General features: G+C 39.7%; 9 protein-coding genes, 1 tRNA gene and 4 pseudogenes. All 14 read left to right on the plus strand.

Going from position 1 to position 16,403, the window contains the following annotated elements:
* Positions 1-46 precede the first annotated feature (46 nt).
* The 14 genes and pseudogenes from tuf to fusA all read left to right on the plus strand — a co-directional run bounded on the left by tuf (position 47) and on the right by fusA (position 16,401).
* Entirely contained in the window at positions 47-1,234 is a 1,188-nt protein-coding gene (gene tuf, locus WG932_RS25835) for an elongation factor Tu (protein ID WP_014020607.1), read from the plus strand.
* Positions 1,235-1,348: 114 nt separating this feature from the next.
* Positions 1,349-1,419 (plus strand) — tRNA-Trp (locus tag WG932_RS25840).
* A gap of 125 nt (positions 1,420-1,544) precedes the next feature.
* On the plus strand, positions 1,545-1,733 hold the full coding sequence (gene secE, locus WG932_RS25845) for a preprotein translocase subunit SecE (RefSeq protein WP_014020608.1): 189 nt from the start codon (positions 1,545-1,547) through the stop codon (positions 1,731-1,733).
* Between the two features lie 17 nt (positions 1,734-1,750).
* A pseudogene (nusG, locus tag WG932_RS25850) lies at positions 1,751-2,304 on the plus strand (transcription termination/antitermination protein NusG).
* 3 nt (positions 2,305-2,307) lie between these two features.
* Positions 2,308-2,751 carry a 50S ribosomal protein L11 gene (gene rplK, locus WG932_RS25855; RefSeq protein ID WP_014020610.1) on the plus strand — a complete coding sequence of 148 codons (444 nt, stop codon included), beginning with the start codon at positions 2,308-2,310 and terminating at the stop codon, positions 2,749-2,751.
* A 10-nt stretch (positions 2,752-2,761) separates the two neighbouring features.
* Positions 2,762-3,460, plus strand: a complete 699-nt coding sequence (rplA, locus tag WG932_RS25860; RefSeq protein ID WP_014020611.1) for a 50S ribosomal protein L1 — start codon at positions 2,762-2,764, stop codon at positions 3,458-3,460.
* Between the two features lie 3 nt (positions 3,461-3,463).
* Positions 3,464-4,005 (plus strand): annotated as a pseudogene (gene rplJ, locus WG932_RS25865) (50S ribosomal protein L10).
* A 49-nt stretch (positions 4,006-4,054) separates the two neighbouring features.
* Positions 4,055-4,435 carry a 50S ribosomal protein L7/L12 gene (rplL, locus tag WG932_RS25870; protein ID WP_014020613.1) on the plus strand — a complete coding sequence of 127 codons (381 nt, stop codon included), beginning with the start codon at positions 4,055-4,057 and terminating at the stop codon, positions 4,433-4,435.
* A 157-nt stretch (positions 4,436-4,592) separates the two neighbouring features.
* Positions 4,593-8,468: a DNA-directed RNA polymerase subunit beta gene (rpoB, locus tag WG932_RS25875; RefSeq protein WP_014020614.1), complete on the plus strand. Its 3,876-nt coding sequence runs from the start codon at positions 4,593-4,595 to the stop codon at positions 8,466-8,468.
* Between the two features lie 48 nt (positions 8,469-8,516).
* Positions 8,517-12,827, plus strand: coding sequence for a DNA-directed RNA polymerase subunit beta' (gene rpoC, locus WG932_RS25880; RefSeq protein WP_483085880.1), 4,311 nt, complete (start codon positions 8,517-8,519; stop codon positions 12,825-12,827).
* 70 nt (positions 12,828-12,897) lie between these two features.
* Entirely contained in the window at positions 12,898-13,227 is a 330-nt protein-coding gene (locus WG932_RS25885) for a DUF3467 domain-containing protein (protein ID WP_014020616.1), read from the plus strand.
* A gap of 150 nt (positions 13,228-13,377) precedes the next feature.
* Entirely contained in the window at positions 13,378-13,761 is a 384-nt protein-coding gene (rpsL, locus tag WG932_RS25890; protein ID WP_014020617.1) for a 30S ribosomal protein S12, read from the plus strand.
* A gap of 22 nt (positions 13,762-13,783) precedes the next feature.
* Positions 13,784-14,249 (plus strand): annotated as a pseudogene (gene rpsG / locus WG932_RS25895) (30S ribosomal protein S7).
* A 6-nt stretch (positions 14,250-14,255) separates the two neighbouring features.
* A pseudogene (gene fusA / locus WG932_RS25900) lies at positions 14,256-16,401 on the plus strand (elongation factor G).
* Positions 16,402-16,403: the final 2 nt, after the last annotated feature.

The following is a 16,403-nucleotide window of genomic DNA, read 5'->3' on the forward strand; positions in this document are numbered from 1 at the left end:
AATTTAAACGAAATTTAATCTTTAACTAAACAGAGGATTTTCACGCATGGCAAAAGCAACCTTTGACCGTTCCAAACCACACGTAAACATAGGTACGATTGGTCACGTCGATCATGGTAAGACTACTTTGACTGCTGCCATTACTACTGTGTTGGCCAGAAAGGGTCTTTCTGAATTAAGAGACTTTGCTTCCATCGATAACGCACCGGAAGAAAAGGAGAGGGGTATCACAATTAATACCTCACACGTAGAATATCAAACGGAGGCTAGACACTATGCCCACGTTGATTGCCCAGGTCACGCTGACTACGTAAAAAACATGGTAACTGGTGCTGCTCAGATGGACGGTGCAATTCTTGTAGTTGCGGCCACTGATGGTCCAATGCCACAAACTAGAGAGCACATCCTTCTTGCTCGTCAGGTAGGTGTACCAGCTTTGGTAGTATTCATGAACAAAGTAGATTTGGTGGATGACCCCGAATTACTTGAGTTGGTAGAAATGGAAGTAAGAGAACTTCTTTCATTCTATGAGTTTGATGGAGACAATATTCCTGTAATTTCAGGTTCTGCTCTTGGTGCACTTAACGGTGAAGCCAAATGGGAAGATACTGTAATGGAACTTATGTCTGCTGTGGATTCTTATATTCCACTTCCTGAAAGAGCTATCGACAAGGATTTCTTGATGCCGGTTGAAGACGTATTCTCTATTACAGGTAGAGGTACAGTAGCAACAGGTAGGATTGAAAGAGGAGTTGTAAACTCTGGAGAAGCAGTAGATATCATTGGTATGGGAGCTGAAGGACTTAAATCTACCGTTACTGGTGTAGAGATGTTCCGTAAGATCCTAGATAGAGGTGAAGCTGGTGATAACGTTGGTTTGTTGCTAAGAGGTATTGAAAAGTCTCAGATCAAACGTGGAATGATCATCTGTAAGCCTGGATCTGTAACTCCTCACGCACACTTCAAAGCTGAAGTTTACGTGTTAAGTAAAGAAGAAGGTGGTAGACACACTCCTTTCTTTAACAGATACAGACCTCAGTTTTACTTAAGAACAACTGATGTAACTGGAGAAATCACTCTTCCTGAAAATGTTGAGATGGTTATGCCAGGTGATAACATCACAATTGAGGTGAATTTGATCAACCCTGTTGCTTTGGAAAAAGGACTTAGATTTGCCATCAGAGAAGGTGGTAGAACTGTGGGTGCAGGTCAAGTTACTGAAATCTTGGACTAATAATCTATTCATAGAACATATTACAAATGCGATCTTGAATTTTTCGGGATCGCATTTGTTTCTTAGGGATAGATTTACTAATTTTGCGTTCCCTAATCGGAGCACAAATTATTTACGGGCGTAGTTCAATGGCAGAATAGCGGTCTCCAAAACCGTTGATGGGAGTTCGAATCTCTCCGCCCGTGCAATCTAAGGAAGATAAAACCATGAAGAGTAAGGTGTAAAAGCCCAATCTTTCCATGTTATAATCAGGAGTTTTAAAAGGCCTATTTTAGGCTTAAGAAACTTTTGAAAAACTAATTGTACAAGGATGAATGTTAAAAATTTTGTAATTGAGTCCATTGATGAAATGAAGAATAAGGTCACATGGCCTAAGTATTCTACACTTCAAAATAGTGCCGTTTTGGTGCTAGTGGCTTCATTAATTTTCGCTTTGGTAATCGGTTTCATCGATTTGACCTTCGAAAATATCATGACATGGTTTTATGATTTATTCTAAGAATATTAAATAACGGGATGGCAGATCACAATTGGTACGTACTCAGAGTAGTAGCAGGTCAGGAAAAGAAAGCAAAGACTTATTTGGACAATGAAATTGCCCGACAGAAGCTTGAAGACTATATTCCTGAAGTTTTGATACCTTCTGAGAAAGTATATGAAATGCGCAATGGCAAAAGCGTGTCAGGGAAAGAAACTTCTTTCCTGGATATGTGTTGGTCAATGCGGATCTCAGTCATGGAGAAGCCAATCACGTCATTACGAGTATACCGGGAGTAATCGGTTTTTAGGGTCAAACCAAGGGGGCTTCCAAAACCCCTGAGCCATTACGTCAGTCAGAAATCAACAGGATTTTAGGTCGTGTTGAAGAGATTGATGAGTTTGCAGAAAAACTGGATACACCATTTATAGTTGGAGAGACCGTGAAGGTAATGGACGGTCCCTTTAGTGGATTCTCGGGTATGATTGAAGAGGTATTTGATGACAAGAAGAAGCTTAATGTTATGGTTAAGATATTCGGTCGTAATACCCCTGTTGAATTAAACTTTATTCAAGTAGAAAAACTAGATTAGGAAATGGCTAAAGAAATCTCTGGTTATCTGAAACTACAGGTAAAGGGTGGCCAGGCTAACCCATCTCCTCCAGTTGGTCCGGCTCTTGGTTCAAAAGGGCTGAACATTATGGAGTTCTGTAAGCAGTTTAATGCCAGAACTCAAGACAAAATGGGCCAAGTTCTTCCCGTTCTTGTTACGATTTATTCGGACAAGTCTTTTGATTTTGTAGTAAAAACACCTCCGGCAGCAGTAATGCTTTTGGAAGCAGCAAAATTAAAAAGTGGTTCTTCAGAACCAAACAGGAAAAAGGTAGGCTCTGTATCTTGGGATCAGGTTAAAGAAATTGCAGAAGTGAAAATGCCCGATTTGAATGCTTTTGAAGTTCCATCTGCTATGAGAATGGTAGCTGGTACAGCAAGAAGTATGGGAATCACTGTTTCAGGAAAAGCTCCTTGGGAGGAATAATACGTAAAAAATGGCTAAGTTAACAAAAAAGAAAAAAGAAGCTCTTTCTAAATACGACCCTAGCCAACAATATTCCTTGGCGGAGGCTTCTAGCATTGTTAAGGACATAACAACAACTAAGTTTGACGCTTCTATAGACCTAGACATCCGTTTAGGTGTTGATCCACGAAAAGCTGACCAAATGGTTAGAGGTGTAGTGGCCTTGCCTCACGGTATTGGTAAAGAAGTTAAAGTATTAGTACTTTGTAGTCCTGATAAGGAAGAAGAAGCCAAACAAGCGGGAGCTGATTTTGTTGGTTTGGATGAGTACATTGCAAAAATTGAGGGTGGTTGGACAGATATTGATGTCATAATCACCACTCCTAATGTGATGGCAAAAGTAGGTAGACTTGGTAGAGTATTGGGCCCTCGTGGACTAATGCCTAACCCTAAGTCTGGTACTGTAACCCTGGATGTTGGGAAAGCAGTAAATGAAGTAAAGGCTGGTAAAATCGATTTTAAAGTAGACAAGTTTGGAATTATCCATGCTAGTGTAGGTAAAGCCTCTTTCTCTGCTGAAAAAATCAAGGAAAATGCTGAAGAATTAATTCAGACAATTTCCAAATTGAAGCCAACCGCTGCTAAAGGTACTTATTTTAAAAGTATTCATATGTCTAGCACTATGTCTTCGGGTATCGTAATTGATAAGAGTAGTATTCAAGGTTTATAAATTATGACTAGAGAAAATAAAAAAAGCATAATTGACGAACTTACCGAAAAGCTAAAATCTACTCCGCATTTTTATATTTCCGATGCATCAGGATTTAGTGTAGCTCAGGTAAATGGTTTCAGAAAATTATGCTTCGATAAAGGTTTGGAGTATAAGGTGTATAAAAATACCCTTATCAAAAAGCCTTGGAAAATCTCGACGCAGATTATTCTGAATTCGCAGACAATGCATTGAAAGGTTTTTCAGGAATCCTTTTCTCACCAGAAGTTGGAAGCCTTCCTGCTAAAGTAATTTTAGATTACAGGAAAAAGCTTGCTACCAAAGATAAAAAACCTTTGTTCAAAGGTGCTTCAATCGAGGGAGCTCAATTTCTAGGAGAAAGTCATCTAGAAACACTTTCTAAACTGAAATCCAAAGAGGAATTGTTGGGAGAAGTTATTTCTCTACTACAATCTCCAGCTACAAATGTGGTTTCAGCGCTTCAAAGCGGAAAAAATATTCTTGCCGGCCTGGTAAAAACCCTTGCCGAAAAAGAAGAAGCATAAATAATACATTCAAATTAGTAAATAACAATCAATTTAAATATTTAATACAATGGCAGATCTTAAAGCATTCGCTGAGCAGTTAGTTAACTTAACTGTAAAAGAGGTAAATGAGTTAGCCGAAATTTTGAAAGATGAATATGGTATCGAACCTGCTGCTGCTGCTGCTACTGTAGTAGCTGCTGGTGGAGCCGCTGGCGATGGTGCTGCTGAAGAAGAGCAAACTTCTTTTGATGTTGTCTTGAAAGCTGCAGGTGGACAAAAATTGGCAGTAGTTAAACTTGTTAAAGAATTGACAGGTCTTGGACTAAAAGATGCCAAAGAAGTAGTAGACAGTGCTCCTAAAGCTGTTAAAGAAGGTGTAAGCAAAGAAGAAGCTGAAGCCCTTAAGAAACAACTTGAAGAAGCTGGAGCTGAAGTTGAGCTTAAATAGAATTGAATAACCAACTCCTTTTAGGATTGGTTAAGCAGAATTAGACCTGACTATACAGTCAGGTCTTTTCCTGTTTATGGACATCAAAACAATTGCACTTTTTTAAGTGACAATTGAATAATAACAATATTAATTTTCACTAAAACTATATACTGCCTTGGCTATCCAGAATCAAACCGGAAGGAAAAGTTTCTCATCCATTAAGGTAGTCAAAGACTATCCGGATTTCTTAGATATTCAACTGCAATCTTTTAAAGATTTCTTTCAGTTGGATACTCCTGCAGAGAAAAGAAGGCAGGATGGTCTTTTCAAGGTTTTTTCAGAAAATTTTCCCATCAGTGACTCCAGGGAAAATTTCACCCTTGAATTTATCGACTATACCGTAGATCCTCCAAAATACAATGTCTCACAAAGTATTGACCGTGGTCTTACTTATTCTGTCCCCTTAAAAGCAAAATTAAGATTGCTTTGCTCAGATGAGGACAATGAAGACTTTGAAACCATTGAACAAGAAGTATTCCTAGGAAATCTTCCTTATATGACGGAAAAAGGCTCCTTTGTAATCAATGGTGCCGAAAGGGTAATTGTTTCACAATTGCACCGTTCACCCGGTGTATTCTTTGCACAAAGTAAGCATACAAATGGTACTAAATTATATTCTGCCAGAATTATACCTTTTAAAGGTTCTTGGATAGAATTTGCTACCGATATCAATAATGTGATGTATGCTTATATCGACAGGAAAAAGAAATTTCCTGTTACCACCCTTTTGAGGGCGATTGGCTACGGATCTGATAAGCAAATACTCGATCTATTCGGCCTTTCCGAAGAAGTAGAATCCAATAAATCCAATTTAAAAAAGATCATCGGAAGAAAGCTGGCTGCCAGGGTGCTTCGTACCTGGGTAGAAGACTTTGTAGATGAAGATACTGGTGAGGTAGTTTCTATTGATAGAAACGAAGTTTTATTGGAAAGAGATAGCATTTTAACTGATGAGGACATTGAGTTAATCCAAGAGTCAGGTGCTAAAAGTGTTATCCTTCACAGAGAAGATGTCAATATCGCTGACTATTCTATAATATATAATACCCTTCAAAAAGATAATTCTAACTCTGAAAAAGAAGCAGTAGAGGTTATCTATAGGCAGCTTAGGAATACTGAAGCTCCGGATGAAGCAACAGCCAGAGAAGTAATTCATGGTTTGTTTTTCTCTGATAAGCGGTATGACTTAGGAGAAGTAGGAAGGTATAGAATCAACAAAAAATTAGGATTAGAAATTGATGCTGAGAAGATTGTTCTTACCACTCAGGATATCATTTCAATCGTAAAATACCTTATTGGTTTAATTAACTCGAAGGCAGTAGTTGATGATATAGATCACTTGAGTAATAGAAGAGTTAGGACGGTTGGAGAACAACTTTATAGCCAGTTCGGGGTAGGTTTGGCAAGAATGGCCAGAACCATCCGTGAGCGTATGAATGTAAGGGACAATGAAGATTTCAAACCTGTTGACCTTATCAACGCCAGAACCCTTTCTTCAGTTATTAACTCCTTCTTTGGTACCAACCAGCTAAGTCAATTTATGGATCAAACCAACCCATTGGCTGAGTTGACACATAAAAGAAGACTTTCTGCTTTAGGCCCAGGTGGATTATCTAGGGAACGTGCAGGATTTGAGGTTCGTGATGTTCATTATACACACTACGGACGTCTTTGTACCATTGAAACGCCTGAGGGACCAAATATTGGTTTGATCTCCTCTCTTTGTGTGCATGCCAAAGTCAATGGCATGGGATTTTTGGAGACGCCATACCGAAAAGTTAACGAAGGTAGGGTAAGTATGAAATCCGAAGATGTCGTATTCCTTACGGCCGAAGAGGAGGATGACAATAATATAGCACAAGCAAATGCACCACTTGATGACAATGGTGTGTTTATTAACGATAAAGTAAAAGCCCGTTTTGAAGGTGATTTCCCAGTTTTAGAACCAAAGGAAATATCCTATATGGATGTAGCACCTAATCAAATTGTGTCAGTTGCCGCTTCTTTGATTCCATTCTTGGAACATGATGATGCAAACCGTGCACTAATGGGATCTAACATGCAGCGTCAAGCGGTTCCTTTATTAAAGGCTGAAGCCCCAATTGTGGGTACCGGTCTAGAGGGAAAAGCAGCCATTGATTCGAGATCACTAATTTTGGCAGAGGCCGATGGTGTGATTGACTATGTAGACGCAGAGAAAATCACTGTAAAGTATGAATTATCCGATGATGAATTGTTGGTTAACTTCAGTGATGAGTACAAAAGCTATGATCTGATTAAATTCAGAAGAACCAACCAAGATACCACCATTAACCTTACCCCAATTGTCTTGCAAGGACAAAAAGTGGTTAAAGGACAAGTATTGGTAGAAGGTTATTCTACCAATGATGGTGAACTTGCGCTTGGTAAAAACTTACTTGTGGCTTATATGCCATGGCAGGGTTATAACTTTGAGGATGCCATTGTAATATCCGAAAGGGTAGTGAGAGAAGATGTATTTACATCTATTCACATTGAGGAATTCCAACTTGAAGTTAGAGATACCAAACGAGGAGAGGAAGAACTTACCTCTGAGATACCAAACGTATCTGAAGATGCTGTAAAAAATCTTGATGAAAATGGTATCATTAGGGTAGGTTCAGAACTTAAAGAAGGAGATATCATTATTGGTAAGATTACACCAAAAGGTGAAACCGATCCAACTCCGGAAGAAAAATTACTTCGTGCCATTTTTGGAGACAAAGCCGGAGATGTTAAAGATGCATCTTTGAAAGCTTCTCCTTCCTTAAATGGAGTGGTTATCAATACCAAATTGTTTTCAAGGCCTAAGAAAGACAAAGACCTTCGTGCAAAAGCTAAAGCTGATGTTGAAAAACTGAAGCAGCAGTACACCAAAGACTTGTTAGCCGTAAGGTCAAGAATGATCCAAAAATTGGTTACTATCCTTGAAGGCAAAGTGTCTAAAGGTGTTAAGCATAAATTTGGTGATGAGATCATTAGTAAAGGTGTTAAATTCAATTACCAAAACATTGAAAACAACCTTTTCCCTGCTAAAAATCCATATAGAGACGAAAGTAACTATAATGTACCTGAGGAAGTAAATCTGATTTCAGACATTATTTTGGATGATTGGACTGATGATGAGCACGCCAATTATTTGGTTCAACAATTGGTTAAAAACTATACCAATACCAGAAATGAAATTTCCGGTGTATTCAAAAGAGATAAGTTCACTTTAGAAGTAGGTGACGAATTGCCTGCAGGTATTGTTCAAATGGCCAAAGTTTATGTTGCCAAGAAGCGAAAGCTGAAAGTTGGTGATAAGATGGCAGGTAGACACGGTAACAAGGGTATTGTTGCTAGGATAGTAAGGGATGAAGACATGCCTTTCCTAGAGGACGGATCTCCTATGGACATCGTACTAAACCCTCTTGGTGTACCATCTAGGATGAATATTGGTCAAATCTATGAAACTGTTCTAGCATGGGCAGGTAGAATCTTAGGTAAGAAATACGCAACGCCTATATTTGATGGTGCTTCTACCGAACAAGTAGCTGAAGAACTTGGAAAAGCAGGCCTTCCTTCTTTTGGTAGAACGTATTTGTATGATGGACTAACCGGTCAGAAATTTGACCAACCTGTTACGGTAGGTATATCTTATATGCTTAAACTGGGTCACCTAGTAGATGATAAGATGCACGCCAGGTCAATCGGGCCATACTCACTAATTACACAACAACCTTTGGGTGGTAAAGCTCAGTTTGGTGGACAGCGTTTTGGAGAGATGGAAGTTTGGGCATTGGAAGCATTTGGTGCTTCTCATGTACTTAGAGAAATTTTGACAGTTAAGTCTGATGATGTTATAGGAAGAGCCAAGGCGTACGAATCCATTGTAAAAGGTGAGAACTTGCCAAAAGCTAACATTCCGGAGTCCTTTAACGTACTTGTACATGAGCTTAGAGGCCTTGCATTGGAAATTACGCTTGACTAACTTAGAAACCATTAGGCCTTAAAAGGCCTTCAATTACACATAAAAACTATGGCGTTCAGAAAAAATAAAAAACTAAACAACGACTTTTCCAGAGTCACCATTAGTTTGGCTTCACCTGAGTCCATCTTGGACAGTTCGCATGGTGAGGTTACACAACCTGAAACGATCAATTACAGAACCTATAAGCCTGAAATGGGTGGATTGTTTTGTGAGCGAATTTTCGGGCCCGTAAAAGACTGGGAATGTCATTGTGGGAAATACAAGCGCATTAGGTATAAAGGAATTATCTGCGACCGATGTGGAGTAGAAGTTACCGAAAAGAAGGTACGTAGGGAGCGCATGGGCCATATAGAATTGGTTGTTCCTGTTGCCCACATATGGTACTTCAAGTCCCTTCCCAATAAGATTGGTTACCTATTGGGATTGCCTACAAAAAAACTGGATCAAATCGTTTATTATGAAAGGTATGTAGTAATCAACGCCGGTATTAAAGCCGATGATGGATTACAATACTTGGATTTCCTTACTGAGGATGAATACCTCGACATCATGGACAAGCTTCCTAAGGAAAACCAAATGATGGATGATGAAGATCCAAATAAATTTATTGCCAAAATGGGGGCTGAAGCCCTAGAGATGTTGTTGGCAAGACTAGATTTGGATGACCTATCTTACAGCCTAAGACACCAAGCCGCTACAGATACTTCTCAGCAAAGAAAAGCTGAAGCATTGAAGCGATTGAAGGTAGTTGAAGCATTTAGAGATGCCAGGACAAGAATAGAGAACAGGCCAGAATGGATGATTGTGCGCATGGTGCCGGTTATTCCACCTGAACTACGTCCTTTGGTACCACTTGATGGAGGTAGGTTTGCTACATCTGATTTGAATGACCTTTACAGAAGGGTTATTATTAGAAATAACAGGCTTAAGCGACTGATTGATATCAAAGCTCCGGAAGTAATTCTTAGGAATGAAAAAAGAATGCTTCAAGAAGCTGTAAACTCCTTGTTTGATAATTCAAGGAAAGTCAATGCCGTAAGGTCTGACGGGAACAGGGCTTTGAAATCCCTTTCAGATATGTTGAAAGGTAAACAAGGTAGGTTCCGTCAAAACCTTTTAGGAAAAAGGGTTGATTATTCCGGACGTTCTGTGATTGTGGTTGGGCCTGAGCTTAAACTGCATGAATGTGGATTGCCGAAAAATATGGCTGCCGAACTTTTCAAGCCTTTTATTATCAGAAAACTGATTGAAAGAGGTATTGTAAAAACGGTAAAATCGGCTAAGAAAATAGTAGACAGGAAGGATCCTGTCGTTTGGGATATTTTGGAAAATGTGCTTAAAGGCCATCCAGTATTGCTAAACCGTGCCCCAACTTTGCACAGGTTAGGTATTCAGGCTTTCCAACCTAAATTGATTGAAGGTAAAGCGATTCAACTGCATCCACTGGTATGTACTGCCTTTAATGCGGATTTTGATGGTGATCAAATGGCTGTTCACGTGCCTTTGGGGCATGAAGCCATTCTGGAAGCCTCTACTTTAATGCTTTCCTCGCATAACATCCTTAACCCGGCCAATGGTGCACCAATTACCGTACCTTCTCAGGATATGGTATTGGGACTATACTACGTGACCAAAGGAATGAGGTCAACTGAGGAAAACAAAGTAGAAGGAGAAGGCATGACCTTTTATGGTCTGGAGGAAGTTTTGATTGCCCTAAATGAGCAAGCCATTTCTAAACATGCTTACATTAAATGTAAAGTTAAGGTTAGAAAAGAAGATGGTTCACTTGTTGAAGAGTTAATCGAGACCGTAGCCGGTCGACTTATTTTCAACCAATTTGTTCCGGAGGAAGTAGGTTTCGTTAATGAATTATTGACCAAGAAAAAACTTCAACAAATCATTGCTGAAGTGGTTAAAATTTGTGGAATTGCTCGTTCAGCGCAATTCTTGGATGATATCAAACACCTAGGTTTCCAGACGGCCTTCAAAGGAGGACTTTCAATGGGACTTGATGATGTGATTATTCCTGATGAAAAAGATCCATTGATATCTAAAGCTACTACAGAGGTAGATCAGGTTTGGAACAACTACTTGATGGGATTGATCACTGATAATGAGCGATACAATCAGGTAATTGATATTTGGACAAGAACGAACTCTAATCTGACAAATATTCTAATGCGTCAGATGGAAGAGGATAACCAAGGTTTCAACGCCATTTACATGATGATGCACTCAGGAGCTCGTGGTTCCAGAGAGCAAATCAGGCAGCTTGGTGGGATGCGTGGGCTAATGGCCAAACCGCAGAAAAACCTTCAAGGCTCAGTTGGTGAGATTATTGAAAACCCGATTCTTTCTAACTTTAAGGAAGGATTGGATGTATTGGAATACTTTATCTCCACCCACGGTGCTCGTAAAGGTCTTGCTGATACAGCTCTTAAAACTGCAGATGCCGGTTACCTAACAAGGAGGCTGGTAGATGTAGCTCAGGATATGATCGTATCTGAAGAAGATTGTGGTACTTTGAGGGGACTTGTAGTACAAGCCTTGAAAGACAACGATGAGATTGTTGAGCCATTATCTGAGCGTATTGTTGGTAGGATAGCCGTTCACGATGTAATTGATCCTTTGACAGATGAGATGATCATTGAGTCAGGTGAAGAAATTACAGATGATATAGCCAAGAAAGTTGATGAGTCTGCAGTAGAGGAAGTAGAAATACGCTCTGTATTGACTTGTGAGACCAGAAGAGGGGTATGCTGTAAATGTTATGGCCGTAACCTTACCACAGGAAATATTGTTCAAGTAGGTGAATCAGTTGGTGTGATTGCCGCTCAGTCTATCGGTGAGCCGGGTACCCAGTTGACCCTAAGAACCTTCCACGTTGGTGGTACGGCTTCCAATATTTCAGTAGAAGCCAACATCAATTCTAAGTTTGATGGTATTGTAGAGTTCGAAGAAGAGCTACGATGGATCAAAACTACCAACAAAGATGGAGATGATGTATCCATTGTAATGGGTAGATCTGGAGAAATCAAGATCAATGATGTGAAATCCGGAAAAACTTTGGTTTCAAATCACGTTCCTTATGGAGCCATCTTGAATGTTAAAGATGGTCAGAAGATTGCTAAAGGAGATTCATTATGTACTTGGGATCCATACAATGCTGTGATTCTTTCTGAGTTTGACGGTAAGGTAGATTTTGAGGCGATCCTTGAAGGCATTACTTATAAAGAGGTAGCTGATGATCAAACAGGCTATAGAGAAAAAGTAATTATCGATACGAAGGACAAAACGAAAAACCCTGCTGTAGTTGTAGAGCATGGTGATGAGTCCAAGTCTTATAACATTCCGGTGGGAGCTCACCTTTCAGTAGAAAAAGGCGAAGATGTGAAAGCAGGACAAATTCTTGTGAAGATTCCTAGATCTGTTGGTAAAACAAGAGATATTACCGGTGGTCTACCTAGAGTTACCGAGCTTTTTGAAGCTAGAAACCCATCCAATCCGGCTGTAGTGTCTGAGATTGATGGTGTTGTACAATACGGAGGTATCAAAAGAGGTAACCGTGAAATCTTTATTGAGTCCAAAGATGGAGTTAAGAAAAGATACATGGTATCCCTTTCTAAGCATATCTTGGTTCAAGAGAATGACTTTATCAGAGCAGGTGAGCCACTTTCAGATGGAGCCATCACTCCAAATGATATATTGTCAATCAAAGGACCAACTGCGGTGCAGGAATATTTGGTAAATGAGATCCAAGAGGTATATCGTTTACAAGGTGTGAAGATCAATGACAAGCACATTGAAGTGATTGTAAGCCAAATGATGCAAAAAGTAGAGATACTGGATGCCGGTGATACAGGATTCCTACAAAATCAGATTGTAGACAAATGGGCTTTCCGTGAGGAAAACGACATGATTCTTGACAAGAAGGTTGTGGTTGAAATTGGAGATTCCAATACTTTGAAGCCGGGAATGATTATCAATGCAAGAAGATTGCGAGATGAGAATTCAAGTCTGAAGAGAAAGGACCTTAAATTGGTACAAGTTAGGGATGCACAAACAGCAGTTTCCCGACCAACCTTGCAAGGGATTACCGCATCATCTTTGGGTACAGAAAGCTTTATTTCTGCTGCTTCTTTCCAGGAAACCACTAAAGTACTTAGTGAGGCTGCGATCAGAGGTAAGCGAGATGAGTTGCTTGGACTTAAAGAGAATGTGATTGTTGGTCACCTTATACCTGCAGGAACAGGACAGCGAAAATTCAATAATTTGATTGTAGGATCAAAAGAAGAATATGAGGTGTTGACTGCAGAGAAAGAGGCGGGAAGCAAGAAAGTTCGCGAGGCAATTAAATAAAAAATAATTCCTAAATACAAAAGGTCTGCTTTTTGGAGCAGACCTTTTTTTATCTTATTTGACATTCGCTATGGAAGATGATAAAAAAACAGAGCAGCAGCAAAAGCAGCAAATCAATATAGAGCTTACTGATGAGATTGCTGAAGGTATTTATTCTAATTTGGCAATGATAGCCCATTCGAACTCTGAGTTTGTGGTGGATTTTATTCGTTTGATGCCGGGAATACCTAAGGCAAAGGTGAAATCAAGGATTATTATGACTCCTGACCATGCTTTACGTCTATTACAGGCGCTTAAAGACAATATTGAAAAGTATGAAAAGGCCTTTGGGAAAATTGAAGGAGGAAAAGATGCTCCTCATTTTCCGATGAACTTTGGAGGAACTTTGGGAGAAGCATAAGAAAAAGTTTTCATAAATCAATAAATCTAGGAGATAGTTGATTTGAGTCATAGAAATTATAACTCCTTAATTTTGTTTGTTTTATTGATTTGGTTACCTTTGCAATCCAAATTTTATAAGTTTAAAGCAGATTAATTAATTTATCTATTAATGCCTACTATACAACAGTTAGTTAGAAAAGGTAGAACCACTCTTGAGAGCACATCCAAGTCAAGGGCTTTGGATGCATGTCCTCAAAGGAGAGGTGTGTGTACCCGTGTGTACACTACTACACCAAAGAAGCCTAATTCTGCCATGAGAAAAGTGGCTAGGGTTAGATTGACCAATGGTAAAGAAGTCAACGCTTACATCCCAGGAGAAGGTCACAACCTTCAAGAGCACTCGATTGTGTTGATCCGTGGTGGAAGGGTGAAAGATTTACCTGGCGTTCGATACCACATTATTCGAGGAGCATTGGATACTGCAGGTGTAAAAGACCGTAAGCAGGGCCGCTCTAAATATGGGGCTAAGCGACCAAAGGCCGCTAAAAAATAACATAATTTAATAACAGAATAAAATGAGAAAAGCGAAACCAAAAAAGAGGTATATTCTTCCTGACCCCAAATTCAATGACACTTTGGTCACCAGGTTTGTCAATTGTCTAATGGTGGATGGTAAGAAAAGTATTGCTTACAGAATTTTTTACGATGCCATAGGCAAAGTAGAAGAGAAGGTAGGTGAGAATGGTCTTGAGGTTTGGAAAAAGCGCTTAACAATATTACTCCTGCTGTAGAGGTAAAGAGTCGTAGGGTTGGGGGTGCAACTTTCCAGGTACCTTTGGAAGTAAGGCCTGATCGGAAAATTTCCTTAGGTATAAAGTGGATGATCACTTTTGCTAGAAAAAGAGGTGAAAAAACCATGATGGATCGATTGGCTGGAGAGATCATCTCGGCTTCTAAGGGAGAAGGAGCAGCTGTAAAGAAAAAGACGATACGCATAGAATGGCGGAAGCCAATAAAGCATTCTCGCATTTTAGATTTTAATAGGCAATGGCTAAGAAAGACTTAAAATATTTAAGAAATATAGGTATAATGGCTCACATTGACGCCGGAAAAACAACTACTTCCGAGCGTATTTTGTATTATACTGGTTTGTCTCACAAAATTGGTGAAGTACACGATGGAGCCGCTACTATGGACTGGATGGAGCAAGAGCAGGAAAGGGGTATTACCATTACTTCTGCTGCCACTACCACTACGTGGAAATATCCAACCCTTCAGGGCCAGGCTTTACCTAACACCAAGGACTATCAGGTCAATTTGATCGATACTCCCGGTCACGTGGATTTTACCGTAGAGGTAGAAAGATCCCTTCGTGTTTTGGATGGTGCTGTAGCTTTGTTCTGTGCAGTGTCAGGTGTAGAACCTCAGTCCGAAACAGTTTGGAGACAAGCTGACAAATACCACGTTCCAAGAATCTGCTTTGTAAACAAAATGGATCGTGCGGGAGCTGATTTTTTAATGCCGTAATTGAAATTAAAGATAAATTGGGTGCTAAACCTGTTCCTCTTCAAATTCCTATTGGAGCTGAAGATTCGTTCAAGGGTGTAGTTGATCTTATTACCAATCAGGCCATCGTATGGAATGAAGAAGATCAAGGAATGACTTACAAGGTCATTGATATTCCTGAAGATCTTAAAGAGACTGTTTCTGAATACAGACAAAGTCTGATCGAGCAGGTAGCTTCTTATGATGATGAATTGATGGAGAAATTCTTTGAGGATGAAGATTCCATCACCAAAGAAGAAATGATGGAGGCCATTAGAAAGGCCGTTATCAATATGGATTTCTCTCCTGTTCTTTGTGGTTCTGCCTTTAAAAATAAAGGAGTTCAGGCCCTATTGGACGCTGTGATGGCTTATTTGCCTTCACCATTGGATTTACCTCCAGTAAAAGGAACAAATCCTGATACTGAAGAGGCTGTTTTAAGACACCCGGACAGTGATGAACCTTTTGCTGCTTTAGCATTTAAAATTGCTACTGATCCATTTGTGGGTCGTTTGGCTTTTATGCGAGTATATTCAGGTAAATTGGATTCAGGTTCTTACGTTTACAACTCAAGAACAGGTAAAAAAGAAAGAATATCAAGATTGCTACAAATGCACTCTAACAAGCAAAACCCTATTGATAAGGTTGAAGCTGGAGACATTTGTGCCGGTGTTGGTTTTAAAGATATTAAAACAGGAGATACACTTTGCGATGAGAAGAGCAAAGTTATTCTAGAGGAAATGACTTTCCCTGAGCCTGTTATTGGTTATGCAATTGAGCCTAAAACACAAGCAGATGTTGATAAATTAGGTATGGCGATAGCCAAGCTTGTTGAGGAAGATCCTACTCTACATGTAAATACTGACCATGAAACAGGTCAGGTTATTCTGAGAGGTATGGGAGAACTTCACCTTGAAATTATCATTGACAGACTTAAGCGTGAGTTTAAAGTTGAGATCAACCAAGGTGCTCCTCAGGTGGCTTACAAAGAAGCTCTTTTTGCAAGTGTTGAACACAAAGAAGTGTACAAGAAGCAGACGGGTGGTAAAGGTAAATTTGCAGACATTGTGTTTGAACTCGGACCAAAAGAAGCAGATGAAGAAACCGGAGAGATCAAGCCTGGATTGGATTTTGTGAATGGTATCGTTGGGGGGTAATTCCTAGAGAATTTATTCCTTCTATTCAGAAGGGCTTTGCGGAGTCTATGAAAAATGGACCATTGGCAGGATATCCTGTTGAAGCGATGAAAGTAAGGTTGTTTCATGGTTCTTTCCATGATGTGGATTCAGATGCAGTGTCATTTGAAATGGCAGCAAGATTAGGTTTCAAAGAAGCAGCCAAAAAATGTAAGCCTCAATTATTGGAGCCGATCATGGCTGTAGAAGTAGTTACTCCTGAAGAGTATACAGGACCTGTTACAGGTGACTTAAACCGTAGAAGAGGTTTGATGAAAGGAATGGATACTAAGGGTGTTTCTTCTGTGATCAAGTCATCCGTTCCATTGTCAGAATTGTTTGGCTATGTAACAGATTTGAGAACCATTTCATCCGGTAGGGCATCTGCCTCACTTACTTTCTCACATTATGACCCTGTTCCTAACAATATTGCCGAGGCTATTATTGCTAAAGTAAAAGGGGAGAAGGCTTAAAA

The organism is Cyclobacterium sp. SOCE241, from assembly GCF_056867545.1.